Origin of the sequence: Nocardia altamirensis NBRC 108246, from assembly GCF_001612685.1 — a bacterium.
Classification (GTDB): Bacteria; Actinomycetota; Actinomycetes; order Mycobacteriales; family Mycobacteriaceae; genus Nocardia; species Nocardia altamirensis.
In genome coordinates this window covers 59,829-85,163 of sequence record NZ_BDAY01000040.1, presented here as the reverse complement: position 1 = coordinate 85,163, position 25,335 = coordinate 59,829, and the positions used below count along the sequence as shown (strand labels likewise).

General features: G+C 65.4%; 23 protein-coding genes and 1 riboswitch. Of the genes, 11 read left to right on the top strand and 12 right to left on the bottom strand.

Features of this window, described 5'->3' with window-relative positions:
- Positions 1-61 precede the first annotated feature (61 nt).
- Positions 62-1,327 carry a lipase family protein gene (locus NA11_RS21705; protein WP_084654913.1) on the bottom strand — a complete coding sequence of 422 codons (1,266 nt, stop codon included), beginning with the start codon at positions 1,325-1,327 and terminating at the stop codon, positions 62-64.
- 295 nt (positions 1,328-1,622) lie between these two features.
- Entirely contained in the window at positions 1,623-1,901 is a 279-nt protein-coding gene (locus NA11_RS21700) for a hypothetical protein (protein ID WP_141717754.1), read from the bottom strand.
- Between the two features lie 258 nt (positions 1,902-2,159).
- On the opposite strand from NA11_RS21700, the gene NA11_RS21695 reads away from it, so the two are divergent.
- From NA11_RS21695 to NA11_RS21680, 4 genes are all read left to right on the top strand, one after another.
- A complete protein-coding gene (locus NA11_RS21695) occupies positions 2,160-2,864 on the top strand; it encodes a response regulator transcription factor (RefSeq protein WP_167837700.1) in 705 nt (234 codons plus the stop codon).
- A complete protein-coding gene (locus NA11_RS21690; protein ID WP_069163784.1) occupies positions 2,842-4,371 on the top strand; it encodes a sensor histidine kinase in 1,530 nt (509 codons plus the stop codon). The genes NA11_RS21695 and NA11_RS21690 overlap by 23 nt, the downstream gene beginning before the upstream one ends.
- A 72-nt stretch (positions 4,372-4,443) precedes the next feature.
- A complete protein-coding gene (locus NA11_RS21685) occupies positions 4,444-6,363 on the top strand; it encodes an ArnT family glycosyltransferase (protein ID WP_069163813.1) in 1,920 nt (639 codons plus the stop codon).
- A 97-nt stretch (positions 6,364-6,460) separates the two neighbouring features.
- Entirely contained in the window at positions 6,461-7,093 is a 633-nt protein-coding gene (locus NA11_RS21680) for a hypothetical protein (protein ID WP_245746038.1), read from the top strand.
- A 206-nt stretch (positions 7,094-7,299) separates the two neighbouring features.
- Here NA11_RS21680 and NA11_RS47215 read toward each other — a convergent pair whose 3' ends face one another.
- Positions 7,300-7,836, bottom strand: coding sequence for a DUF6879 family protein (locus NA11_RS47215; protein WP_369691146.1), 537 nt, complete (start codon positions 7,834-7,836; stop codon positions 7,300-7,302).
- Between the two features lie 105 nt (positions 7,837-7,941).
- Between NA11_RS47215 and NA11_RS21670 the strand changes: the two genes are divergently transcribed.
- Complete coding sequence (locus NA11_RS21670; RefSeq protein ID WP_084654909.1) at positions 7,942-8,163, top strand: hypothetical protein; 222 nt, start codon at positions 7,942-7,944, stop codon at positions 8,161-8,163.
- Here the strand turns inward: NA11_RS21670 and NA11_RS21665 are convergent.
- Complete coding sequence (locus tag NA11_RS21665; RefSeq protein ID WP_069163781.1) at positions 8,145-9,473, bottom strand: metal-dependent hydrolase family protein; 1,329 nt, start codon at positions 9,471-9,473, stop codon at positions 8,145-8,147. The genes NA11_RS21670 and NA11_RS21665 overlap by 19 nt on opposite strands.
- A gap of 106 nt (positions 9,474-9,579) precedes the next feature.
- Positions 9,580-10,434 (bottom strand): amidohydrolase family protein, encoded by an 855-nt coding sequence (locus NA11_RS21660; protein WP_218023357.1) that lies wholly within the window; start codon positions 10,432-10,434, stop codon positions 9,580-9,582.
- A 134-nt stretch (positions 10,435-10,568) separates the two neighbouring features.
- On the opposite strand from NA11_RS21660, the gene NA11_RS21655 reads away from it, so the two are divergent.
- The gene (locus tag NA11_RS21655) at positions 10,569-11,285 is read left to right on the top strand and encodes a TetR/AcrR family transcriptional regulator (protein WP_218023356.1); all 717 of its coding nucleotides are present in this window, start codon (positions 10,569-10,571) and stop codon (positions 11,283-11,285) included.
- Positions 11,286-11,738: 453 nt separating this feature from the next.
- Positions 11,739-12,731 carry a lipase family alpha/beta hydrolase gene (locus NA11_RS21650; protein WP_069163780.1) on the top strand — a complete coding sequence of 331 codons (993 nt, stop codon included), beginning with the start codon at positions 11,739-11,741 and terminating at the stop codon, positions 12,729-12,731.
- A gap of 36 nt (positions 12,732-12,767) precedes the next feature.
- Here NA11_RS21650 and NA11_RS45750 read toward each other — a convergent pair whose 3' ends face one another.
- Both NA11_RS45750 and NA11_RS21645 read right to left on the bottom strand, forming a co-directional pair.
- Positions 12,768-12,938, bottom strand: a complete 171-nt coding sequence (locus NA11_RS45750) for a hypothetical protein (RefSeq protein WP_167837696.1) — start codon at positions 12,936-12,938, stop codon at positions 12,768-12,770.
- Positions 12,939-13,328: 390 nt separating this feature from the next.
- A complete protein-coding gene (locus tag NA11_RS21645; protein WP_141717753.1) occupies positions 13,329-14,825 on the bottom strand; it encodes a matrixin family metalloprotease in 1,497 nt (498 codons plus the stop codon).
- 474 nt (positions 14,826-15,299) lie between these two features.
- Between NA11_RS21645 and NA11_RS21640 the strand changes: the two genes are divergently transcribed.
- Positions 15,300-16,430: an AbrB family transcriptional regulator gene (locus NA11_RS21640; protein WP_084654906.1), complete on the top strand. Its 1,131-nt coding sequence runs from the start codon at positions 15,300-15,302 to the stop codon at positions 16,428-16,430.
- 109 nt (positions 16,431-16,539) lie between these two features.
- Here the strand turns inward: NA11_RS21640 and NA11_RS21635 are convergent, their stop codons facing one another.
- From NA11_RS21635 to NA11_RS21625, 3 genes are read right to left on the bottom strand one after another with little or no spacing between them, the layout of a single operon-like run.
- Complete coding sequence (locus NA11_RS21635; RefSeq protein WP_069163778.1) at positions 16,540-17,361, bottom strand: mycofactocin-coupled SDR family oxidoreductase; 822 nt, start codon at positions 17,359-17,361, stop codon at positions 16,540-16,542.
- Between the two features lie 25 nt (positions 17,362-17,386).
- The gene (locus NA11_RS21630) at positions 17,387-18,916 is read right to left on the bottom strand and encodes a flavin-containing monooxygenase (protein ID WP_069163808.1); all 1,530 of its coding nucleotides are present in this window, start codon (positions 18,914-18,916) and stop codon (positions 17,387-17,389) included.
- The gene (locus NA11_RS21625; RefSeq protein ID WP_069163777.1) at positions 18,906-19,544 is read right to left on the bottom strand and encodes a TetR/AcrR family transcriptional regulator; all 639 of its coding nucleotides are present in this window, start codon (positions 19,542-19,544) and stop codon (positions 18,906-18,908) included. The genes NA11_RS21630 and NA11_RS21625 overlap by 11 nt, the downstream gene beginning before the upstream one ends.
- A 200-nt stretch (positions 19,545-19,744) precedes the next feature.
- On the opposite strand from NA11_RS21625, the gene NA11_RS21620 reads away from it, so the two are divergent.
- Complete coding sequence (locus tag NA11_RS21620; RefSeq protein WP_245746036.1) at positions 19,745-21,529, top strand: ABC transporter ATP-binding protein; 1,785 nt, start codon at positions 19,745-19,747, stop codon at positions 21,527-21,529.
- Positions 21,530-21,537: 8 nt separating this feature from the next.
- On the opposite strand, the gene NA11_RS21615 is transcribed toward NA11_RS21620, so the two are convergent.
- Complete coding sequence (locus NA11_RS21615; RefSeq protein ID WP_084654904.1) at positions 21,538-23,172, bottom strand: outer membrane protein assembly factor BamB family protein; 1,635 nt, start codon at positions 23,170-23,172, stop codon at positions 21,538-21,540.
- Between the two features lie 60 nt (positions 23,173-23,232).
- On the bottom strand, positions 23,233-23,862 hold the full coding sequence (locus NA11_RS21610; protein WP_245746035.1) for a DUF8020 domain-containing protein: 630 nt from the start codon (positions 23,860-23,862) through the stop codon (positions 23,233-23,235).
- Between the two features lie 330 nt (positions 23,863-24,192).
- A riboswitch (FMN riboswitch) is annotated at positions 24,193-24,358 on the top strand.
- A 74-nt stretch (positions 24,359-24,432) separates the two neighbouring features.
- On the opposite strand from NA11_RS21610, the gene NA11_RS21605 reads away from it, so the two are divergent.
- Both NA11_RS21605 and NA11_RS21600 read left to right on the top strand, forming a co-directional pair.
- Positions 24,433-24,879: a 6,7-dimethyl-8-ribityllumazine synthase gene (locus NA11_RS21605; protein WP_069163775.1), complete on the top strand. Its 447-nt coding sequence runs from the start codon at positions 24,433-24,435 to the stop codon at positions 24,877-24,879.
- A gap of 87 nt (positions 24,880-24,966) precedes the next feature.
- The gene (locus tag NA11_RS21600) at positions 24,967-25,326 is read left to right on the top strand and encodes an antibiotic biosynthesis monooxygenase family protein (RefSeq protein WP_069163774.1); all 360 of its coding nucleotides are present in this window, start codon (positions 24,967-24,969) and stop codon (positions 25,324-25,326) included.
- Positions 25,327-25,335: the final 9 nt, after the last annotated feature.

The window sequence follows — 25,335 nt, the reverse complement described above, 5'->3', positions numbered from 1 at the left end:
TGCCGAGAGGTGCGATTCGTGGCGGAGCGTATCTCGGCGCATAGCAGCAGCGGGGGACTGCTCAGTGGCAGGTGGAAGGTGCGGGGATACCGTTGAATCGGTCGTTGAGCCAATCCTGCGCCTCGGTGAATCCGACGATCGGCGCGTTGACAGTGTGTCCGATGATGGTGCCGGGCAACACCATTGGGAGCGGCAGGTCGACCAAGTCAACCGTGGCGCCTTTGTCGCACCAGGTGCGTGCGAGTTGTCGCGGGTCCGTAGGGGGCACCAGGTCGTCATTGCTCCCGGTCGAAAGCAGCACTGGCGCAGTGGGTCCGGTGCCGCCGAGCATCATGTCCTCGAGCACCTGAGCCGTCCGCGGGTCGGCTTCGAGCGCCTGTGCCATCGGTCGGCCGTCCTTGGTGAGCGAATCGGACGGCTGGAAGCCGTAACTCAGCATCGCCCCGCCGACGCATTGGGCGGTAGTCGTTTCCAGGAATTGCCTGCCTTTGTCGTTGAGCATCTCGTCGACTGCCGCGGCCAGCTCTGGGTAGGAGCTGATGAGCGATTTCAGGAAGAAACCGCCCGCGCCCAGCGACATTCCGCCCTCGGCGTACCTGAACAGGTTCAGATGCGATACCGGTGGTGCACCGACGTAAGAGCCCTTGAGATCGAGTTCAGGTGCATAAGATCCAGCCAGCTCGGCGGCGGCGCCTACCGCGTGCCCGCCCTGTGAGTAACCCCAGAACGCGATCGGCCCGCGCGCTGGAATACCGGCGTCCGGCAGCCGTTGTGCGGCCCGCGCCGCGTCGATGACAGCGTGTCCTTCGGCTGCGGTGATGAGATAGGTGCTGGGAATGTAATCGGTGACCACTACCGCGATGCCTCGCAACAGCATCGCACCGAGGAACACCGCCTCGTACTCTGTGGAAACATCGAACGGTGGGCGATGGGTCAGCACGCGTTGCATCAATTCCGAAGTGCGGCAATGGGATGCGATCCCATGGGTGCCGACCGCGAAGCTCACCAGTGGCCGCTCGCCGATGCCGCGCCACGGGAGAATCGGGCTGAGCACCGTGGCGATCGCGGTGGTCGGCGCACCCTTGGCGTCGGTCGTGCGGTAGACGATTCGCTGCGCGTTGGCGGGAAACGATCCAGGATCGACCGGTACCGACAGCGCCATCTGTAGCGGCTCGCTGGTGAGGATATCGCCCGGCGACATTGCTGCCGGCGAGGCGGCGAAATCGTCGGCGACCGCGACTGGCGGCACGTTGGCCGCGCTGCCCACAAGGACCATAGCCGTCAACCCGGCCGACACCACGACTGCTCGTCGAACCCTGCCGGCCATGGGCAACTCGTTTCACTCCGAAGGGAAACGCTCGACCGGACGGAGAATAGCCCGCCGAGGTCGGCATCGAACCGCAAACGCGCCGACATCCGCGGGCCGAGCACCTCCGAGATGGTCCGCCAGACGGAAAGGGCCGGACTGGCTTTTCGGGCGGCGGGGCCTGGCACCTTCGAGACGGCCTGTCGCGCGGCGGGGGATGGGCACCGTCGAGATGCCCCCCTCGGGCGGCAGGGGACAGGCTCCCCCGAGATGGCCCCTCGGCGGCAGGGGCGAGGAGCCATCTCGCGAGGTCTGGCTATGCGCTACCGGTGGGCGGCAGCGGGAACGGGCCGGGCTGCGGGCCAGGGCCCGGTTGCGGACCGGGGCCGGGCTGCTTGTCGGGGCCGGGCTGCGGGCCAGGATGCTGATCCGGGCCCTGCTGCGGCCCATGCGTGAGCTGCAGGACGGCCTGGTCGTTGGCGGGTGCCGCAGCGAACGCGGGCGCCGCAACGAGTGCCGTCGGAACGGCAAGCAGCGCGCCGGCGACGGCGATCTTGACGGCGGTCCGTTTGCGTGCGGTGTTCTTCGTTGTCATCTGGTCGGGACCTTTCATTCGCGAGTCCGGACGGTGCCCGGTAGGTCACGTACTCGGTGTGACCTGGGATGTAGTCAAACGTCGGCGGATGGGTGGCGACTTTGTCCATGCTGTGCATCGGATAAGCGCACACCCCGACAGGTGGCTCACAGCGAATACATAGCTACGGCACAGTCACGCCCGAGCTCGCTCGCACACGATGTGCAGATGTCCACCATCAGCGCTGGAAATGCCGGTCTCCCGGTGGAACGTGTCGTGATGCACCGTGCCGACGGTGCTCCCGTCACCGTGCTCGTCGTCGACGATGAGGCGGTGCTGGCCGAGATGGTGTCGATGGCGTTGCGCTACGAGGGGTGGTCGGTCACGACAGCGGGCGACGGCGCTGGCGCGGTGGTCGCGGCGCGTGAAGTCCGGCCGGATGTAGTGGTGCTCGATGTCATGCTGCCGGACATGACCGGGCTCGAGGTGCTCGGCCGACTCCGTGCGCAGATTCCGCACCTGCCCGTATTGCTGTTGACCGCAAAGGATTCGGTGGAGGACCGCATCGCGGGCTTCACCGCGGGCGGTGACGACTATGTCACCAAGCCGTTCAGTATCGAAGAGGTGATCCTGCGGCTGCGTGCGTTGCTGCGGCGTACCGGGATCACCACCGAAACCGACGGCGCCAGGGTCGTGGTCGGCGACCTGGTGCTCGACGAGGACAGCCACGAGGTTTCCCGCGCGGGGGAGCCGATCACGTTGACCTCGACCGAGTTCGAGCTGCTCCGATATTTCATGCGCAATCCCAAGCGGGTGTTGAGCAAGGCGCAAATCCTGGATCGAGTGTGGCGCTACGATTTCGGCGGCCGCTCCAACATCGTCGAGCTCTACATTTCGTATCTGCGCAAGAAGATCGACAGCGGGCGCGAACCGATGATCCACACCCTGCGCGGCGCGGGCTATGTGCTCAAACCCACGCTCTGAGATGGGATCACCGGGCCGAAGCTGGTTGCGCCGGCCGTGGTCGCTGCGGGCGCGGCTCCTGGTAGGTCAGGTGGTACTTCTCGCGGTGGTATGTGCGGGCATCGGCGTCGCGACCGAGCTTGCGCTGCAACAGTTTCTGACCAGCCGACTGGACAGCCAGTTGATCGATGTCGTGCAGCGGACGGCGCACGACGTCACTTGGGACCCCGGTCCGCCCCCGGGAGATCCACCGATGGGCCCGGTGACCGGACCGGGACCCGAGTTCCTCGGGCGGCCGGGCCAGCCCATCGGCACCATCGGCGCCGTCGTCGAGAACGGCAGGGTCATCACCGGCGGCGAACTGAATTCCAGTTCTTCCCGAGAGCCGTTGTCGGACACTGCGAGTGCGGCGATGGCGGCGGTACCGGTTGGTGCGAACCCGACGACCCGCGCCATCGGCGGCATGGGCAGCTACCGCATGATCGCTGAGTACAACCAGTCCGGCGAGATCATCGTCATCGGAATGCCGTTGGCGGACGTGCAGGCCACGCTGATTCGGCTGGCGCTGGTCTTGGTGGCCGTCACGGTGGTTGCCCTGGTCGCGGCGGCCTCGGTGGGCATGCTGATCGTCCACCGCGCGCTCACCCCGCTGAACCGGGTCGCGGACACCGCGGACCGGGTCGCCGATCTGCGGCTGGATCGCGGCGAAGTGACACTGCCGGTGCGGGTTCCGGCTGCGGATGCCACCCCGCGCACCGAGGTCGGTCGATTGGGTTCGGCGCTCAACCGGATGCTCGACCACATCACCGAGGCGCTTGGCGCGCGACAAGCCAGCGAGACCAGGGTCCGCCAGTTCCTCGCCGACGCCAGTCATGAATTGCGCACGCCCCTCACCGCGATCCGCGGCTATGCCGAACTCGCACAACGCAACCGGGACGAGGTCCCCGCCGTCGTCGCGCACGCGCTCGGCCGAGTGGAATCGGAGACCGGCCGGATGACGCACCTGCTCGAGGACATGCTGCTACTGGCGCGCCTGGATTCGGGCCGGCCGCTGGAACAGCAACCGGTCGACCTGTCGAGGTTGACCGTCGACGCGGTGAGCGATGCGCACGCCGCGGGCCCGGACCACCGATGGAACCTCGACCTGCCCGCCGACCCCGTGGTGGTGGCCGGTGACGGGGCGAGACTGCACCAGGTGCTGAGCAATCTGCTCGCCAACGCCCGAACCCACACCGGCCCAGGCACATCCGTGACCACCGCACTGACGGCCGATGCATCCGGCGGTGCGGTATGGCGGGTGATCGACGACGGCCCAGGCATTCCTGCCGCGCTGCAGCCGGAGATCTTCGAACGATTCGCTCGCGGCGACTCGTCTCGGTCGCGGCGAACGGGCAGCACCGGCCTCGGGCTCGCCATCGTGGCCGCGGTGGTCAAGGCGCACGGTGGAACCATCGAAGTGGACAGCGTTCCAGGCAACACCGAGTTCACCGTGCGACTGCCGGGTCCATTGCACACAGCTGCCTCATAGCGAGGACCAACGGCGCACATAGTCGGCCACACAACCATCGAAGGTATGACAACTGCCGCCCCGATCGACGGTATGACGACTGCCGCCCGCCCGCCGGACACCGAATGGCCGAGCCGTCCGGTGTCCCGGGCACCGCGCTGGGCTCGACCGAGCCTCGCGGCGCTGCTGATCGGCACCGCGGTGCTGTATCTGTGGGGCTTGGGTGCCTCCGGCTGGGCCAACGACTTCTACGCTGCCGCCGTCCAAGCGGGCACCCAGAGTTGGAAGGCCCTGCTGTTCGGTTCGCTGGATGCGGGCAACGCCATCACCGTAGACAAGCCGCCCGCGGCGATCTGGGTGATGGCGTTGTCCGGCAGGCTGTTCGGGTTCGGCCCATGGTCGTTGCTGGTTCCGCAGGCGCTGATGGGCGTCGGGTCCGTCGCATTGCTGTACAGCGCGGTGAAACGGTGGAGTGGACATGGGGCAGGCCTGCTCGCCGGTGCCATCCTCGCGCTGACTCCTGTTGCGGCGCTGATGTTCCGGTTCGACAACCCGGACGCACTGCTGGTGTTGCTGCTGGTCGCCGCCGCCTACTGCATGGTGCGCGCCACCGCGTCCGGCAGTACGGGCTGGCTCGTATTGGCCGGGACGGCAGTCGGATTCGCCTTCCTCACCAAACTTCTGCAAGCGTTCCTCGTGCTTCCCGCCTTCGGGTTGGTGTTCCTGGTCGCCGCACCCGGCGGCATCTGGAAACGGATAGGCAAGCTGCTGATCGCCTGCCTCGCCATGGTGATTTCCGGCGGCTGGTTTGTCGCACTGGTCAGCCTGTGGCCCGCGGCGTCGCGGCCTTATATCGGTGGCTCCACGAACAACAGCCTCTGGGAACTGGCGCTCGGCTACAACGGCCTCGGCCGCATTGTCGGCGGCGAAGGTAATGGTGGTGGTCCGGGTGGGGGAAGCGCCAACGCTGCGTTCGGCGGCAGCACCGGCATCACCAGGCTGTTCGGCGACTCGATGGGCACCGAGATCTCCTGGCTGCTGCCCGCAGCGCTGATCGGATTGGTCGCAGGGTTGTGGTTCAGCCGTCCGGGACACCATGCACGCTGGCCAGGGATCGCGCGCGCCGGACTGCTGCTGTGGGGCGTCTGGCTGGTGACGACCGGACTGGTATTCAGCTACATGAGCGGCACCATCCACCCGTACTACACCGTGGCACTTGTCCCGGCGATCGCGGCGGTCGTCGCGATCAGCGTGTACGAATTGTGGCGCGGCAAAGAGTATTTGGCCGCCCGGGTGGTGCTCGGCGCAATGGTGGTGGCGACCGGTATCTGGAACTACATCCTGTTGGATCGCACGCATGACTGGCTGCCGTGGTTGCGCTGGGTGTTGCTGATCGGCGCTCTCGCCGTCGCCGCGGTGCTGATCGCAGGCGGTCACCAATTGCGCAAGTTCACCGTCGTACTCGTCACCGCCGGGCTGCTGTTCGGCCTCGGTGGCACCACGGCCTACGCGATCGACACTGCCGCACAACCACACTCGGGATCGATACCCACCTCCGGTCCGAGCACCGTAGGCGCGAGTGCGGGGATGCCCGGTGGCCCAGGCGACAACACAAGCACCAACACTGTCTTGGAAACCTTGTTGCAGGACACGACCTCTCGCTGGGCCGCGGCCACCGTCGGCTCACACGGCGCAGTCGGCCTGGAACTGGACACCGGGAAATCGGTGATGGCGATCGGTGGTTTCAGTGGCTCGGACAACTCGCCCACGCTGGCGCAATTCCAGCAATACGTGGCGGGCGGCGACATCCGCTACTTCATTCGAAGTGACGGCCCAGGACGCGACGGTCGAACGGGCGACGGCCCGGAACGCGGCCCCGACGGAGGTGCGGACAACAGCGGGGGAACGAAGTCAGTCGGCCAGCAGATCACCACGTGGGTGCAGACCCATTTCGCCTCGACGACGGTTGGTGGCACCACCGTCTACGACCTGAGCTCGCCACTGAGTCTCTGAGCGACGTGGGAGTAGCCTCCTTTATGCAACCCGTGCATAAGTCTGTGAACTGAGGGTAGGCGGTAAAGGGCAGCTACTTCGATGAATGGAGGCTCTGATGAACGTCGACAACGTTTCTGCAGACCGAGGCCCGGCGCTCAGAATCCCGCGTAGCCGGGGAGCCCTCGGCGGGCTCGCGGTGCTATTGCTGGGGATCTGGGGCGCACTGATCCCGTTCCTCGGGCCCTACTTCGATTTCGCGTTCACGCCAGACGACTCCTGGGCGTGGACATCGGCGCGTGGTTGGCTGGAGGTACTCCCCGGCGCCACCGCGGTCATCGGCGGTTTGCTGATGCTGACAAGTCGCAACCGCCTCATCGCCGGCTTCGGCGGATGGCTGGCCGCAGCAGCGGGCCTGTGGTTCATCATCGGACCGTTCCTGACCGATCTGCTGAACATCGGCACCCTCGGCGACCCGGTCGCCACCTCCGACCTGAAACGCGCCGCCTTGCACCTGACCTTCTTCTACGGTCTCGGCGCCCTCATCCTGTTCTTCGCCGCCACGTCGCTCGGCCGCCTGTCAGTACGCACAGCCCGCGACATCGCCTTCGCCCGCCGCGAGGTCGACGCCAAGGCCGCCGCCCGAACCGACACCCAAACCGCCGTAGTACCAGAACCAGTGAGCACCACCGCCCGACCCGCCACAGGAACCAAGCCGCAACTGCACAAGCCCCGATTGGGCGGCGCTTGACCCACAGTCGTGGCCGCGGCTACACATCATCCGTACTCGGAGTCCCGGACCTCCAATCGGAACGCTTCGTGTCGGCACTCTCGCAATAGGTCGCGAGTTGGACGGAACTCCACCGAAAGTAGGTCCTCTCCGCTCGGGGCGCCCTTGATAGCAGTCTCGTAATCCTCCGTGGTCAGTTGGTCCAGTGGTGTCGTAAACGCTATTCGTCACGGGTTGGCGAATTCACTTTTGACGTAGTCGGCGTAGGGGATTGCTGGCTTCCATAGGCGCTGGCGTACTCCCTCGCAGTGGGCAGCAATTCGCGGATCGGTAGTCAGGGCGAGCCCGGCAGGCGCGCCAGTCTCGGTGGTCAGGTTGAACGCCACCTGTGCAGCGTCCATGAGCCACCAATCATCCGAGGGCACTTCGCCCGCAAGGTGGCGGGGCAGATAGCGGATATCTTCACCATCGTTCACCCGTACCCCGGTAACCGAAAGCAGCCAGCGGTGATAGTCGGTGTGCGGCACGGTAACCACTCGCACTCTGGATATCGATACGCCCCTGCTGGTGGCCTCATGGATGAGGTCGGGCCATTCCCGGCTAGGCGCGGGTACCGCTTCCTCTCCGGAGAGATAGCGGCGAATCCGTTCGGCCTCTTCTGGTACCGCGTAGGAGTCTCGCTGCTCCAGATGGAACGCCGAACGCTGACAGTGGGCGAACAGAGTTGGCCATAGTCTTGGCTCGTCGCCAGGCCGCAGGAGCACCGTAGAAAGTCCTTCCTCTTGCTATGTTTGTCCGGGGCGGCAGAGCTTTGGGACCAGAGCCGAATCCGCAGGCTTGCAACACGTCTCGGATATGACTTCGCCGACATGGTGATCTATGACCCGAAGTTCGGGCGGCCACCTCTGGCCCGTCTGAAAGCCCAGGCATTCCGCCTGGCGGCTGAGGCGATCATAGTGCCGAGCGTCGAGCATTTCGCAGGCGGCCAGGTGCCGGAGATGTTGGTGAAGCAACTCGACGTGATCACGGTGACCCCGGAGCAGACGTATGCGCGCTGGGCGACGCCACCTTCTCACTGTGCGAAGGCGTGAATCGTTCGGCTCGTTGGGGTTTCGATGAGGGTGTTCTTGATGATGGTGCCGTCTTTGATGATGAGGGTGAGGGCTTGTTCGGGGCGTTCGAGGAGGGTGATGTCTTTGAGGGGGTTGCCGTCGAAGAGGAGTAGGTCGGCTAGGGCGCCGGGTTTGATGACGCCGAGTTCACCGGGGTAGGGGTTGCGGGGGCCGGACAGGGCGAGGAGGTCGGCGTTGGTGGCGGTGGCCATGGTCAAGATTTCGGCGGCGGTGTACCAGCGGGTCATCTTGGCGAGTAGATGTCCGTGGCGGGCAACAAGTTCGGGGGAGAAGAGGATGTCGGTTCCCCAGGCGACGGCCATGCCGTATTTCTTGGCCATGCCGTAGGCGTTGTCGGTGCCGCGCACCATCTGTAACAGCTTCGCGCGGTTGGCCGGTGGCATCGGCGGTGCGTCCGCGTCGTCGAGGAACGGTTGCAGGCTCCACCAAACACCTTGTGCTGCCATGAGTTCGACGGTGGCTTCGTCGAGCAGCTGGCCGTGTTCGATGGACTTGGCTCCCGCGCGGATGGCCTGCCGCACCGAGCGCGGAGTGTAGGCGTGCACCGCGACGTAAGTCCCCCAGTTTTCGGCTGCCTCGACGGCCGCGCGCAGTTCGGCTTCGTCGTACTGGGTGACGTCGAGCGGATCGTGATCGGAGGCCACGCCGCCGCCCGCCATGACTTTGAGCTGACTGGCTCCCTGCATGAGTTGTTCACGGGCGGCGCGTAACACCTCGGCGGTGCCGTCAGCGACGATTCCGACTCCTGCCACCTCGGCGAAGCCGCGCCCGCCGGTGCGGCCCCTGGGGAGGTCGGAGATCGGACGGAAGTCGCCGTGGCCGGAGGTTTGGGAGATCATCGCGCCGGACGGGAAAATCCTTGGCCCACTGATACTTCCATTGTCGATGGCGTGCTTGAGGCCGAACACCGGCCCACCCATGTCCCGCACGGTGGTGAATCCTTGCCGCAGTGTCTGTGTCGCGGTCCTGCCTGCCAGCACATGGGCGTACCCGATATCGGCGGTCGCGAGATCCTCCTTGGGCACGGCGGCCATGAACCCATGCCAGTGTGCATCGATCAACCCCGGGGTGAGCGTGCGACCGTCGCCCTCGATCACGACGGCGCCTGGCTCCGCTGCCGCCGGTACCGGGCCGAGAGGTTGCACCGCTTCGATTCTGTGGTCACGAACGACAACCACCTGCGGATGCGTCGACAACCGGCCTGCTCTGCTGTCGAACACTCGAACGTTCCTGATGATCAAGACATTTCGCGCTGAGCTGGTGGTCATGGCGTCTCCAAGTCTGGTGTGATGTCCGGCCGTTCCCGGATGAGGCGAGGTCCCCTCGGTAGCGGACCGCCTCGGGTCCTGCCATTCGGCATGGTTCGAGATCGCGCTATTCCGTGTGCGCCGCGTGCCGGGCGGGGAGGCAGTAGACGCGGCGCGCGGTGTTGCCCATGACGGCGGCACGCTCGGCAGGGTTCAAGCCGTTCAGGAGAGCCTCGGCGGTCTCGAGGACTTGCTCGTAAGGGGCGGCCAGGGCGCTGGTCGGCCAGTCGGAACCGAACATCAGGCGGTCCGGGCCGAAGACCTCGATGGCGTGCTGCGTGTACGGGACGAGGTCGGCGGTCGTCCACGAGGTCCAGTTCGCCTGGGTGATCAGGCCGGACAATTTGGCGGTGACATTGGGAAGGGTGGCAAGGAAACTGAGGTGCGCGGCCCATGGATCGCTCGCCCCTTCGTCGATTCGGGGGAGGGCGAGGTGATCGACCACGAACCGCGTCTCGGGTAGCCGGGCGGCCGCCTCGATGGCGGCGGGCAACTCGCGTTCGCTGATGTGCAGGTCATAGACCAGTCCCGCCGCACCGAGCGCGCGCAGGCCGCGCATGACGTCGTCGCGGAGTAGCCAACATGGATCTGGCTCATCGCATACGGGGTGCCGAATGCCCGTCAGGGCGATGCAGTTCAGCGCAGCCAGCCGTGCGTCCACGTCGGGTGCGGTCAGGTCGACCCAGCCGACGACACCGGCGATCAGCGGATTCGCGACGGCATGCGCGAGCAGGTAGCGGGTTTCCTCCTCGGAGGCGAGCGCCTGTACCAAGACGGCCGCCTCGATCCGATGTGGTGCGGTCACCGCTGTGAACTCCATCGGCCCGACGAGGTGTCGCGACGATTGGACCGCGGGGTCATCGGGATGTGGGTAGTCGTGCCGCCAGATATCCCACAGGTGAAAGTGAGCGTCTACCACCATCTCGGCCCTCCTCGATCACTGATGCTGCTGACCCAAAGAGATTTCCAAGCACAGCATGCATGTCGGCACCGAAGGTGTCAACATAGTTGTCACCAATGGTGACAACAGTGTGGGCAATCTGACATACTACGAGGGTGGCCGCGAAAAAGGGGACCCAGAACGCATCGGGCGAGAAGGCAGCAGACGCCGGGAAAGCCCGCTTTCTCAGCCGCGATGTGCTGCTGAACGCCGCGATGGAGCTGGTCGAGCGGAAGGGCCCCGACAAGCTGACGATCCGAGCCCTCGGTGCCGATCTCGGCGTCGACCACACCGCCATCTACCGGCATTTCCGCAGCATGGATGAACTACTCCTGGCACTGGCAGATCAGCTGCTCGCCCAAGCCGTCGCCGATATCGAGCCCTCACCGGACTGGCGCGCCACACTGCGCCGGCTCGCACTCGGCGTCCGTCGCGCCTACCTCACCCATCCGCGCCTGGCACCGTTGGCCGCTGCTCGCGTCACCCGCGGCGAGGCCGAGTTCCGCATCGTCGACCTCGGCCTCGGTGCCCTCAAAGCCGCCGGGATGGACGACCGCACCGCCGCCCGCTCCTATCTCGGCTTCGCCCATCTGGTCCTCGGGTCCACCGCACTCGAAGCCATCACCCAGGGCCTGGACGAGCGGGCCCGTGCCGGTGACCTCGCGGCGACAACGCGCGAATACCTGGCCGCGACACCGGCGGACTACCCGCATCTGGCAGCCGCTCTGCCGCACTTCGCCGAGGCCATCCACGACGATCGTTTCGAACTCGGTCTCGAACTTCTCCTCGACTCCGTCGCGCTGCAGGCCGCCAAATTCAGGAGTAATTCCTAAGCCTCACCCCACATACTCCCGTTCTGGAGTTGGTCGACTGATCACTGGGAACTGGTGGCGGCATCGCCCGAGAGGCCCCCGCCACCAGTTCCCACTCGGCACGAACCGCGTGCAGAAGCGGCAACGGCACAGGCCGGACGTGTTGCGCGGCGGTGGCGAAGGAAATTTACGTCACAACTACGCGAGTGAGTGATGTAGGCGATATTTACGACCAAACGGTCATGCTGTCATTCTGTGAGACACCATTAGGTGTGTGTCTCGTGCCGATGTTTCCGTGAGTGCATCCAGCAAGGAGTGGCGAGAATGCGTATTCAACGACGTTTGGGCGTTCTGCTCGGTGTTCACGGGCGGCGAAGTAGGGCCGCGTCCTACGCGGGTATTGCCGCGCCGGTGCGGAATGATCGTGAGATGCAACAACGTCGGAGGAGCGTTGATGGGGGTTCCGCACAATGGGTGCGGAGGGCGGTGCTGGGTGGCGCGGTCTGTGTTCTGGTGTTGGGCGCCGGAGCGTTTGCCACGGCTGCCCCCGACGGCAACGGTCTCGCCCGATCGAACGACTATCGCCCACCGGTTGTGCCCACCGAGCCGGGCCCGGTGCAATCCGAACACCTGACGGCCGCGTGGTACCTGAAGGCCCATCCGAACGCGACGCCGATGGGCACCAACGACTTCAATTGCAAGCCGAGTGCTGAACATCCGCGTCCGGTGATCCTGGCGCACGGCACCGACGCCTCCGCCTATTCCGACTGGTCGGCCGTCGGCCCGCTATTGGCGCAGGCCGGATTCTGCGTGTTCGCCCCGAATTACGGCGGGAAGCCGGGCGCGAAAAGCTATGGCACCGAGGATTTGTGGATGTCGTCCAGGCAGATCGGCGATTTCGTCGATCAGGTGCTTGCGGCGACTGGTGCGGCACAAGTCGATCTGGTCGGATTCTCCCAGGGGGCCAGCGTTACTCGGTATTACATCAACAAGCTCGGCGGTGCTCCCAAAGTCGGGCACTGGGTAGGGCTGGCGTCGCCGAGCTACGGCGGAGTCATGTACGGCCTGGTTCCGATCGCCAACGCGGTGCCCCCGCTCTGGGGCGTATACGAGAAACTCACCTCGCTTGCCGCGGTTCAACAGGCCCACGGCGCACCGTTCATGCGGGAGCTGAACGCGGGCGGTGACACCGTGCCCGGCGTCCGCTACACCACGGTCGGCAGCCGTGTCGACGAGATGATCCAGCCCTTCACGAACATCGCGCTACGTGGGCCGGGCGCGGAAAACATTGTGCTGCAAGATGAATGCCCGATCAACCTGACCGGGCACTTTCACGCGGTGTACGACGCGTTCGTCCAGCAGCTGGTGCTGACCATCCTTGATCCGAAGCACGCTGAGGAGCCGACCTGCACATTCGTACCCCTCGGCACCGGGATTCCCGAGGTGATCCTGAGTGGGCACTCCTGAACGGGCCGATCTTGTTGCGGGTCAGCGCATTTCAAGTCAGCGGAGGAATTCCGTCAGCAGAAAGCTGACGGCGAAAACCAGGAGCACCAGCGAGCAGTAAATGGCGGACGCATAAATCAGAACGCGCCGCCACCGTGCCGGTCGCTGAACTGCCCACTGCCGGATGACCGGCGGCGATTCGCTGCCCTGCGCGCGGAATTCCTTCACGGCGACACCGCTACCATGTCAAGCTCGATCATCCTCGGGCTCCTTCGGGTATTCGATGTGTCCGCCGTCATTCGATACTGTTAGCTAAAAATTAGCCGACTGGCTTTACGCAGCATGCTACACCCGTGAATCATAGTCAACCAACCCGCGATGTGACCTAGCTTATATGCAGGTAGGGGTGGATCCATCGCGTGAAAGGCTGACGCTGGCATGTGGTGACGGCTGCCCGACGGCGTGCACTTCGGCAGATAGCTGTCACATAGCGGCCCCCGTGACGGATTCGTTGCTGCTCGATGCGTGACATCGAATCCGCCACGGACGCGGGGGTTGCCATGAACGTCGAGACCCGCTCGCGCGGCGACGTCGAGGTGGGTTGCCCACTGCTATCGGTCAGAACAGGCCGCCGCCGTTGAACCCACCTCCGAGATCGGCGAGATCGCCCAATCCGCCGCCGAACATGTCTTGGCCGCCGCCCCCGCCGCCGCCGAACCAATCGAAACTGTCGCCGCCGCCGCCGAAGAGATCGCCACCGCCGAACGGGTCGCTGTCACCGCCGCCGAAGAGATCACCGCCGCCGAACGGGTCGCTGTCGCCGCCGAACGGGCTGCTGCTGTCGCTGTCGCCGCCGAAGAGATCGCCGAATGGGTTGCTGCCGCTGTCGGATTCGGAGTCGCCGCCGAAGAGATCGCCGAACGGGTTACCGCTGTCGGAGTCGCCGCCGGATTGGTCGTCACCGCCGAACAGGTCGCCGAACGGGTTGCCGCCGTCGGAGTCGCCGGACTGGTCGCCGCCATCGCTGTCGCCGCCGAAGAGGTCGCCGAACGGGTTACCGCTGTCGGAGTCGCCGCCGGACTGGTCGCCTGAGTCGGACGAGTCGTTGTCCTTGCTGTCTCCGAACCAATCGAAGCCGTCGCCGGATTGGTCGTCGCCACCGTCCTGGTCGGATTGGTCGCCGCCGCCATCCATATCCGACTGATCGCCGCCGGAGTCCATATCCGACTGATCGTCGCCGCCGTCCATGCCGGGCTGGTTCGACTGGTCGTCACCGGAGTCCTGATCCGACGGGTTCGACTGGTCGTCACCGGAGTCCTGGTCCGACGGGTTCGACTGGTCGTCACCGGAGTCCTGATCCGATGGGCTCGACTCATCCCCGCCCGAGTCCTGCTTCGGCTTCTTCGGACCGCCTGGCTGTTTACCGCTGTCGCCCGGCTTGTCCTTGCCGCCTGGCTGTTTACCGCTGTCGCCCGGCTTGTCCTTGCCGCCCGGCTTCTTGCCGCTGTCGCCCGGCTTGCCGCTATCGCCCGGCTTCTTGCCGCTGTCGCCCGGCTTGTCCTTGTCGCCTGGCTTGTCCTCGGAATCCTTGCCCGGCTTCCCCTTCTTGTACATGCTGTTGAGCTCGTTGATCTCCTTCTTCTGCAGCGGCGTCGGTCCACCGTTGCATCGGTTGACCACGCTGGCCATGATGCTGCAGCCGCTGTCGTCGTGATCGAGCCCGATCGAGTGCAGCAATTCGTGCCCGGCGACCTCGGTTCTGTCGGCGGAATTCATGCTGTTGTTATTGGAGTCGATTTTGACGAATGGACCGCTGGCGTCCATTCCGCCGAGACCGGCTACGCCATTTCCGAGTTGGCCGCGGCTGATATTGATCGCGCCTTTGCCCGTGCCGGGCTTGAACACGATGTTGAGACCCTGGGTCGAGTTCAGATGCTTGATGGCATTCTCGATACTGGGGTCGTTGATCTTGTTGTTGTAATGAATAATTGCTCGGCCATCTTTGTCGTAGCCCTGGATCGGCGCTTTGAAGCCGAGTCCAGCGGCCTGCGCCACCGGCGCTGTGGTCGTCGACAAGCTCAGTCCGACCGGTGTGAGCAGGGCGCCGGCGAGCACGGTTGCGAACAGTCGGGGTGTGCCATTCGTGGGTGACTTTGCGGCGCGATGCCGTCCGCGGTAGTTGCGACGATTGGCAGCATTCGGCATGCTGGGGAGACCTCCGGTACATGACATGGGAACGTGGCGCCGTTTTCGCGATAGCGGCGGAATGATAGAGAATTGCTATCCGTCGAATTGTCGATCGGCACGCTCGACCGTACTCGGGGAACGGCGGATTACCGCACAGTGTAAGTGGTGCTAAAGCTGACTGAGTGTGCATTTAAGCCTGCACTCGCACGCACTATTGGATTGGCGAAAACGTTGGGCGCGTGCACAAACGCTTCGCTGTTTCCGCTGCGCTCGCTTGCCTCCTCGGCCGCGCGCTGCGACGGCCACCGGGCTCGCCGCGAGCAGGGCCGGAACGCTGCCCGACTCCTACGCACGACGTGCGGTTAGCGACATGTTCGCTCGATGTGGCAATAATGGGTTGTTATGACACGATGGCGAGCGGTCGTTTGGGTGCCGTTGCTCGCTGCGGTCGTCTTCATCGCCGAGCTGCTAGAGCGCGTGCACATACCGGCGCCCCAGATGGTCCTGGCGATCGTGGTCGGTGCGCTGCTCGCGATGACCGGCTGGCTGCCCGCCCCGCTTCCGTGGCGGGTTACCGTCGGAACCCACGCCATGATGGGTGTGCTGATGGGTAGCTATCTTCAGTTGTCGCTGCTGTCCTCGCTCGGTAGCGCGTTGCTGCCGGTGTTGGCGATCACGCTGATGACTCCGGTGGTCGGCGTGCTGGTGTCGATCGGATACGCGCGGGTGGTGAAGGTCGGGCTGCCGACCTCGTTCCTCGGGCTGCTGGCAGGCGGCTCGGCCGCGGTGATCGTGGTGGCCGACGAGGTGGACGCGGACGCGCGGCAGGTCGCGTTCATGCAGTACCTGCGGGTTGCCTTGGTCGCGATCAGTGCCCCGGTCGTCGTCGCGCTGCTCGGTGGCGAGTCGGCGGGGATCGGACCGACGCACTTGGTCGACATCGGCAGCATCGGAGACCTGCCGCGGTGGACGATCGTCGCGCGCGAGGACCAGGCCGCCGGTCTGTCCATCGCGATCGTGCTCTGTCTGGTCGGGCTCGCGCTGGGGCGCAGGCTGCGACTACCGAGCCCGGACCTGATGGGCCCGATGCTGGTCGCTGCCTTCTGCACCGCGGTGGGTTTCACCCGCGACTACGCCCCGACACACCTGTTCCAGGAACTGTTGTTCGTCTTGATCGGCTTCGAGGTCGGCACGCGCTTCACCAGGCCCGTGGTGGCCGCGATGGCGCGCATGATCCCGGCAATGATCGCGGCCATCGCCACGCTGTCGGCCGCGATCGGCGTGCTGGCTTTCGCCGTGGCGTCGTTGGTGGATCTGAAACCGTCGGACGTCTATCTGGCCACCACGCCCGGCGGTATCAACGCCGTCTTGGCCGTCGCCGGGGACATGAACGCGAATATGGCGCTGATCACCACGGTACAAAGCCTGCGGCTGATCCTGGTGATGCTCAGCCTCCCGCTGCTACTGCGACTGCTGCGCAAGCTTTCCGCGCGAGAACTGGAGCACCGGCCCCACGCGACCGTCAGTGGCTGACGGAACTGTTCGGCGATTTCGTCGCGGCGCCATGAATGCCGTTGTGGTCGACCATGTTCGGAGTGAGGGTCTGCGCAACGCCGTCGATGATCGCGGCCGGCGCAGGTCGCTACCTGGCCAGAAAGCCCTTGTCTACGGGTATCTGCGCCCCGGTGATCACCCCTGACGAGTCGCCGGCCAACCAGACCACGACCTCCGAGATCTCTTCTGGCTCAACGAGTCCGTCGGTCTTCAACAGGTTCGGCGGGTAGCTGTAGACGAAGCCGGGATGCTGCTCGAACATCGAGTACATCGACGTGTCGGTACCGAGCGGGGTGTTGGTGCCGTAGGGCAGCACAGTGTTCACCCGGATGCTGTACTCGCTCAGCTCGACCGCGAGCGACTTGGTCAGGCCGACGACGCCGAATTTGCTTGCGGCGTAATGGCCGCAGCCGGGCGGTGCCTTGACACCCGCCGAGGAGCTGACCGTGACGATCGATCCGCCGTTGCCCGCCTCGATCATCGCGGGCACCGTCGCCTTCACGGTGTTCCACACGCCGACCAGATTGACGTCGATGGCTTCCTGGAACTGTTCGGCCGAGATCTCCCATAGCCTGCCCCAACTGCACACGCCCGCATTGGCGATGACGATATCGAGGCGGCCGAACACGGCGATGGTGTCGGCGACGGCTGCCTGCTGGCCTGCGAGGTCGCGCACATCGACCTGCTTGGTCAGGATCTTGCGTCCTTCCGCCTCGACCAGGCGCGCGGTTTCGGCCAGGTCCTCGGGCTCGGCCAGCGGATAACCGCTGAATTTCGCGGTCTGCGCGCAGACGTCGATGGCGACGATGTCGGCGCCGGCGCGTGCCAGCCGGACCGCGTGCGAACGTCCCTGTCCCCGAGCGGCTCCGGTCACCACGGCGACCTTGCCGGTGAGTGTGGTCGTGGACATGATGGTGCCTCGATTCTCGATGGATTCAGTGCTTCGCGGTGAACGTGTAGTCGTCGAACGACGAGTACCGGCTGAACCACACTGCGCCGCTGAGGGTTTGCGGACGGTAGTAGAGCGCTTCGCCATGTGAGTTGACGTAGTAGCTGCGCAGCCCTGGGTTGCAGTCGACGGTGTAGGTGCTGATGACCTTCCCGTGTCGGCGCATCTTGCGCACCCAGCGATCGAACGCCGCGGTACGCACCTGTGCCACTGCGGCTTTGCGGCGCTTGGCCTCGGCGATGACGCGCGCCGCGTGGCGCGCGGTGAGATCGACGGTGGTGTGCCAGGCGAAACCGACGTTGCCTTGCGGCCCGACCAGGGACCAGCGATTGGGCAGGCCCGGGTGGGCGCTGCCACCGTAGCTGTGCAAGCCGTTGCGGTGGTAGTCGTCGGCCAGGTCGAAACCGTTGGGGCCGAGCGTTGTTCCGGGTCGATAGGTTTCCGGGTCGGTGAACAGCTCGTATCCTGTGGCCAGGACGATGAGGTCGTAGGCGCGGGTCGTGCCGTCGGCGGTGCGAATGCCGTCGGCCGTGATCCGTGCGATCGGATCCGCGATCAACGCGGCCGAGGGCGATTCGAGCACCGTGAGAAAGGTGCTCGACAGTACGGGACGCTTGGCGAGAATCCCGTAGCGGGGGACAAGGACACGTCGAGCTGCTTCATCGGAAACCTTGCTTCGCAACAGGAGTCGATAGAGACCGCGCCAGATCCGGTCGTACTGCGGCAGCAGGGCGGCGAGCAGTGTGCGTGGCAGGAGTGGCAGCACGTGGCAGATCAGTTGCAGCGGTAGTTCCATGACGGCGAGCGCGGCGGCATTGATCGCCGTGATGACTCCCGGCAGCGCCAGAAAGCGTTGTGCGCGAGGAGATATCGCGACATTGGGTTTGGGCAGGATCCACGAGGGCGTGCGCTGGTAGACGTCGATCTGTGCGGCGGCGTCCGCGAGCGCGGGCACGATCTGCACGGAACTCGATCCGGTGCCGATCACCGCCACGCGTTTGCCGTGCCACGAGTAGTCATGGTCCCAGGCGTTGGGGCGCAATATCGTGCCGCGGAAGTCCGCGGTGCCCGCGATCGTGTCGGCGGATTTGGCGTTGATGTAGCCGCCGACCGCGTTGACGACGAAGCGGGCTCGGACCGGCTGTTCTCCGGCGATGTCGAGCACCCACACCTTGTCCGCGTCGTCCCACGCCTCACGCTCGACGGCATGGTTGCCGCGAAAGTACTTGTACAGGTTGAGATCTGCGGCGACCTGCTGGTTGTACCGCTGGATCTCGGGCCCGTCGGGGAACAATCGAGTCCAGTCGGCCTTTCGCGCGAACGGGAACTGATAGAACAGCGTCGGCACGTCGACAGCAAGGCCTGGATAGGCATTGTCGCGCCAGCTGCCCCCGAAATCGCCTGCGCGTTCGAGGATGACGAAATCGGTGATGCCGGAACGGAGTAGGTGATGGGCCGCGGTGATGCCGCCGGGGCCTGCGCCGATGATCGCGACCTCGAAGTCCTCACTTGCCATCGGGGTCGGCTTTCTCGGCGCCGCGCGGCGCGAGACCATGTAGCAGGAATTCGGCGGTGCGCGACCGTACTTCGTCCGCGTTCGTGAATCCGGCGACGACGAACGGCAAGATCTCCAAGCTGAGCAGCACACGCACGATCCAGTCGCCCGCATGCAGTGGATCGAGCGCCGGGTCGACCTCGCCGCGTTCTTGTGCGGCCGCGACCAGGGTCGCCCAGAAGCTCGCCCAGCTATGGCACAGGTGCTCGCCGTAGTGTTCCAGCAGTGTGGCGATGATGCTTTCGGTGCGCAGCGCGGGGGTGAACGCCTGCGGCGTCTTGACGTGGTCGTAGATCATCGCCGCGGCCTCGCCGATCTGCGCGCGCAGCGTCGGCAACGGTCGAACACCTGCCGCCAACCCTTCGATGAAGGCGTTGCACAGGTAGGCCAGACCCGCGTTGATCGCGGTTTCCTTGTCGCCGAAGCCGTTGTACACCGTGCCTCTGGACACGCCAGCGATCTTGGCGACCTCGGTCAGTCGAAATCCGTTGACGCCGAAGCGCCGTACGCATTCCGCCGCGCCGAGCACCAACTCGATGGGTGCATCGCCCCAGGGCGCTTCTTCCGCCGTGCTAATCACGTTGAACATATTGCGTCAATATGTTCAAACCGTCAAGGGTGCGTTGGCGATTCGTGTCGCTCCCGGAAAGATGTTGAGCCGCTGTGGGGTTCAGCTTGCAGGGCGGCCTTGGCGGGTGTGGTCGGCGGATATTCGCTGGCCAGGACCCACCTGGACGCGGGATCATTGCTCACCTGCATCGCTCGTTGAATCGAGGGAAGAGGGGGAGCATGAGTTCACGCGCAACGGCGCTCAAGCTGGTGCTGCGTTTTTACGGCCGGGAACTGGCCGCTCGCAAGGCAATGGCGATTCCGGCGCTGCTCGGGCCTGCGCTGGGCAATATCTGCAACCTGTACGTCGCACCGCTGCTCGTCGCCATGATGGTCGGCCGAGTCGCGGCGACCGGGGATACGAGTTTCGGAGCCCTCGCTTCGTATATCGTCGCCTTCGGTGGCGCCCTGCTGCTCGCGGAGCTGCTATGGCGCATCGGGCTGCACTATCTGAACCGAGTCGACGCCTACGGTATCGAGCACCTGTACGTGGTCGCCATGGACGAGCTACTGGCCAAGGACGCGGCGTTCTTCCACAACAACTTCGCTGGTTCGCTGACGAAGCGCTCGCTCAGCTTCGCGGCTCGGTTCGAACAGTTCGTGGACACCCTCTCCTTCGAGATCCTGGCAGCGCTGGTCCCACTGGTGTTCGCCTCGGTGGTGTTGTGGCGCTACGACCCCATGCTCGTCATCGTGCTGATGGGGATGATCGTGGTGACCGGTCTGATCATCGCGCCGTTGATCCAGCGCCGCCAGCGGCTCGTCGACGCCAGGGAAGCCGCCATCGCGCAGGTTTCCGGTCATGTGGCCGACAGCCTGTCGAATATGCAGGTGGTGCGCGCCTTCGCCGCCGAGCCGCAGGAGGCCGCCGAGCATCAACGCCGAGTCGCTTCGGCGCGGCGAAAATCATTGCGCTCCTGGGATTACGCGAACCTGCGGATCGACACGGTCGTGGCGCCGCTTGTGGTGCTGACCAACGTGATCGGCCTGCTGATCGCGCTCGGCCTCAGCGGCGGGAATGCCGGGATCGAGGCCATCGTGGTGGCGTTCACCTACTACTTCAACGCCACCACGATCATGTTCCGGTTCAACCAGATCTACCGGCGGCTGGAGACGGTGCTCACCGAGGCGGCGCAATTCACCGAGCTGCTGTTGGACGAACCGACGGTGCTCGATACCGAAAAGCCGGAACCGGTGCGGCCCAATGGCTTCGACGTGCGGTTCGAGAAGGTGGATTTCACGCACAGCGGGGCGCGGCAGCTGTTCCGCGGATTGGATCTGCATGTGCCGAGCGGCGCGAAGGTGGGCCTGGTCGGACGGTCCGGTGGCGGCAAGACCACCATCACCCAACTGCTGCTGCGGTTGATGGATATCCAATCCGGCACCATCCGCCTCGGCGGGCAGGACATCACCCGGCTGCGGCAGGCGGATCTGCGCAAGCTGATCGCTTATGTGCCACAGGATCCGGCCATGTTTCACCGCACGCTGAGCGAGAACATCCGCTTCGCGCGCCCCGACGCCACCGACGAGGAGATCCTGCGGGCCGCGAAGGCCGCGCACGTCACCGAATTCGCGGACGCACTGCCGAAGGGCATGGAAACGCTCATCGGCGAGCGCGGCGTGAAACTGTCCGGCGGCCAACGCCAACGGGTCGCGCTCGCCAGGGCCATCCTGCGGGACGCGCCCGTTCTGCTCCTGGACGAGGCCACCAGTGCCCTCGACTCGGAAAGCGAAGTGCTTGTGCAGCAAGCGCTCTGGGAGGTGATGGAAGGGCGCACCGCGCTGGTCGTCGCGCACCGGCTCAGCACGGTGGCGGGCATGGACCGGCTGGTAGTGCTCGACCACGGGCGCGTCCTCGAGGAGGGGACGCACGAGGAATTGCTCTGTGCAGAAGGAACATACGCACAGCTGTGGCGGCACCAGTCCGGCGGATTCCTCGGTGACGACGCGATACCGAGGCGGTAGCGCAGCGGTCAGGGGAGGCCGAAGGCCAGCAGGACGTTGCCAGGCATACCGGTGGTGATCTGCCTGCCGTAACCGGAATTGGTGAACAGCATTCCGTTCGAGACGACGGCGCCGTGGCCGTTGATCCCGCCGCCGACGCCAGGCACGCCGTTCACGGTGTGGAAGGGGCGTGCGGTGTTGTATTCCCAAAGGATGGCGCCACTCTCGGCGGCGAAGATTCGCATCTTGCCGTCCAGGCTGCCCTCGTACACCAGGCCGGGCGTGGTGGTGACGGCGTTCGGCATGGCGAGTTGGCACAGCGGAAGCATCGGTATCGGCGGCGGATCGAACAGGCAACCGTGCGCGGGATTCGGTGTGCTCCAGATGACTTCGCCGGTGGCGGGATGCAACGCGAACAGGGTGCCCGGCGTGCCCTGATAGGTGGCAACGTACAGGCGTTGGCCGTCATAGCTTGCGCCCCACTGGATGCCCTGCAGCGACTCCGAGCCGGGGATGGGCAGCGCAGGTATCGGCGTGTTCAACCTGGTCTGCCAGATGATCTCGCCGGTGGTGGCATCGAGTAGGTGGTAGACACCGCTCTTCTGCCCCGCGCCGACGACCAGGCGGTCACCGATCTCGAAAATGTTGGGCTGCGAACCGAAGTCGTAATCGTGGCCCGGGTCGGGGCAGTTGCCTGCTGGCGGCGGGTACGCGCAGCGGCCGTTCCACGGCGCGTCCCCCGGGGTCATCCTGCGGACCCACCGGGTGGTTCCGGTGTCGAGGTCGAGCGCGCTGATCGCTTCTGCCCCTTCGGGATAACCCGTGTAGGGGTTGCCCGCGGTGTAGTACAGCGTGCGCGACTCCGGATGGATCGTCTGCGAAGACCACACCGGCGCGCCGCTGGGAGCGAACGGCGGCGAGCCGCTCGGGGTCGGCTCCGGCAGCGGGATCGTGTAGTGCTGCCATTGCACGCTGCCGGTCGCGGCGTCGAGCGCAACGACGCTGCCGCGGAAGGTGCAACACTGGTAGAGATCGATGGTGGCGGCGCCCAGTTCCTGACTGGACACACCGACGTAGACGCGACCCTCGAACACCAGGGGAGACCCGGTGATGATCGCGTGTGGATGGTCGTCCAGCTTGCGAACCCAGCGCTTGGCGCCGGTTTGTGCGTCGAGGGCCCACATCCTGGCCGAGTTGTCGCCGAAGTAGACCGTGCCGTCGACGACCGCCGGCCCGTTGCGCAATCCATAGGTCGGGAGGTTTCCGCCGAGCGGCGTCTCCGCTTGGAACGACCACCGGGTCGCGCCGGTGCTGGCGTCCAGCGCATAAAACGTCCCGTTGCGGCCGCCGACGTACACCGTGCCGTCCACGACGGCAGGCTGGCTGGACGCGGCGATCGTCTCGGGGAAGGCGAACGCCCACTTCAACCGCAACGATCCGACGGTAGCCGGGGTGAGGGCGGTCTCGTTCGGATTGTGCCGGGAACCGGCGAGATCGAACTGCCACATCGGCCAATCACCGCTGGTGCCAACAGGTTGCGCCGCGCTGGCGGTCGGCAGCAGCAGGACCGCCGCGGCGACCAGGATCGGGATGCGCAGGAACGATGTCTTCCGCAGTCCGAATGCCAACGCCGCGAAGATCGTTGCCTGGGTCTTCCCGTTCATGGTCAGACAAGCCTGCCACTCCGGTGGCCGGATTTCAGGCGGACGACGAATTATTGCGGCCTACATGGCGCCGAGGGTTCCGGCGAGCAGGACGCCGCCGATGATGACCGCGGGGACGCCGAAGACGATCGTCCCGACTATGGCGCCCAGGGCGGCGCCGGGAATGGCGGTGACGATGCAGCCGCCGAGGAAGCCGGGGATGGTGAGGACGCCGAAAGTGGGAACGGTGGCGGCGCCGCCGACCAGGACGCCGCCGACGAGGCAGCCGAGGGAAGCGCCGACGAGGGTGCCGATGATCGTGCCCAAGGCCGCGCCGATGCCGACGATGGTGGAGAAGGTCGACAGCGCGGCGCCGAAACCGGGAGAGGTCGGGTCCAGCGCCACGTTGTTCAATTGGTCGGTGACGCCGGGAGCCGGGGTAGCGCTCGCGGGGTCGACGCTGGGGGTCAACGTCGCGGTGTTGCCGTCGATCCGGGCGGCGATCGGCCAGCGCTGGTTGTCTCGGTAGTAGCCGAGTGGGAACGCGGCCATCAGGTTGCCGTTGTCGTCACGGATTTCGAGCCGGTCGTCGGCGGTATCGAGCGAACCGGAATCGGTGGTGAGGGTCATCGCGTTGCCCACGGCCTGCGCCGTGTAGTTGATGCCTGCCTGCTCGGGTTCGGCCTGCGCCGTGGTGAGCGTTCCGGCCACGACCGCAGCCGTACATGCCGCCACTGCAATGAATTTCGTCGGTCCATTCATGCGCACACATACCCTCGACTAGGCCGTCTGACACGGCGGTACCGCATATCAGATCGGGCTTTGCGAACCTGTCGACGGCGGCGCGCCCCCTCGCTGACAATAGCGATTTCGTATGAATATATGGCCAAACGTAAGACGGGGAGTCGCTGCCCGCAAGTCATGCTGAATGTTAACTACGGCACAGGGCGGTTCCCGAGGTCAGCGCGCCCGGTCAGCTCCGGTGCGCGGCAAGCCGGGTCGTTGTGTGCGCTGGGCCCGCCTTGGTACGGTCGCTGCTGTACACGTTCTCAGGGCGGGGTGGAATTCCCCACCGGCGGTGATGACATCCGGGTGGTCCGGATGTATGAGCCCGCGAGCGCCATCGCAATCATTGCTGCGGTGGGTCGAGCAGATTCCGGTGTGATCCCGGAGCCGACGGTCACAGTCCGGATGAAAGAGAACGCGGCGTCGGAGTGCATCCGTGCGGTGTCTCCTGTTCGCGTTTGTCATGCCCTGGGTGACATAGCGAACGGAGGAAACATGTCACCCAATTCGAATCGCATCGGTTTGGTTGCTGCGCGCTGGCACGCCGACATCGTCGACCGGGCGGTGGTCGCGTGCCGTGCCGGTCTCGAGGAGCGCGGATTCACCGAGATCGACCTGATCGAGGTCCCCGGCGCCTTCGAAATCCCTTTGCGTATCAAGAGATTGGCGACCAGCGGTCGATATGCCGCGCTCGCGGGCTGCGCGTTGGTTGTCGATGGTGGCATCTATCGGCACGATTTCGTGGCGGCGACCGTGGTGGACGCGCTCATGCGCGTGCAGATCGACACCGATGTGCCGGTGTTCTCGGCGGTGCTGACACCACACAACTTCCATGAGCACGGTGAGCATCTGGCGTACTTCGCCCGTCACTTCGACATCAAGGGCGCTGAGCTGGCCAACGCCATCGCGGCGACATTGAGCCTGGACGGTGTCACCGTCTGACGCACCCATCCCTGCCCCGGATCCGATGCCGGGGCAGGGATTCGCCCCCGCTCAGCTAGCAGGGCCGTCTCCGCTAGATTCGCCACCGTGGAATCTTCGCCCTCGCTCGGCCGCCCCCAGCCGCCCTACTACGCCGTGATCATCACCACGCAACTCCGAGGCGAGGAAACTCCCGACTATCGGGAAATGTCCACCCGCATGACCGAACTCGGCACCAAGCAACCGGGCTACCTCGGCAGGCAAGGCATGAGCGACAGCGAGGGCCGAGACCTGTCGATCATCTACTACCGCGACGAGGAATCCATCCGCGCCTGGAAGGCCGACCTGGAGCACCTCGAGGCACAACGCCTCGGCAAAGAGCTTTGGTACCAGAGCTATACGGTCGAAGTCGCCCGAGTCGAACGGGAATACTCCTTCTCCCGAGCCACCCAGGACGATGCGTTGTAGTCCCCCGCA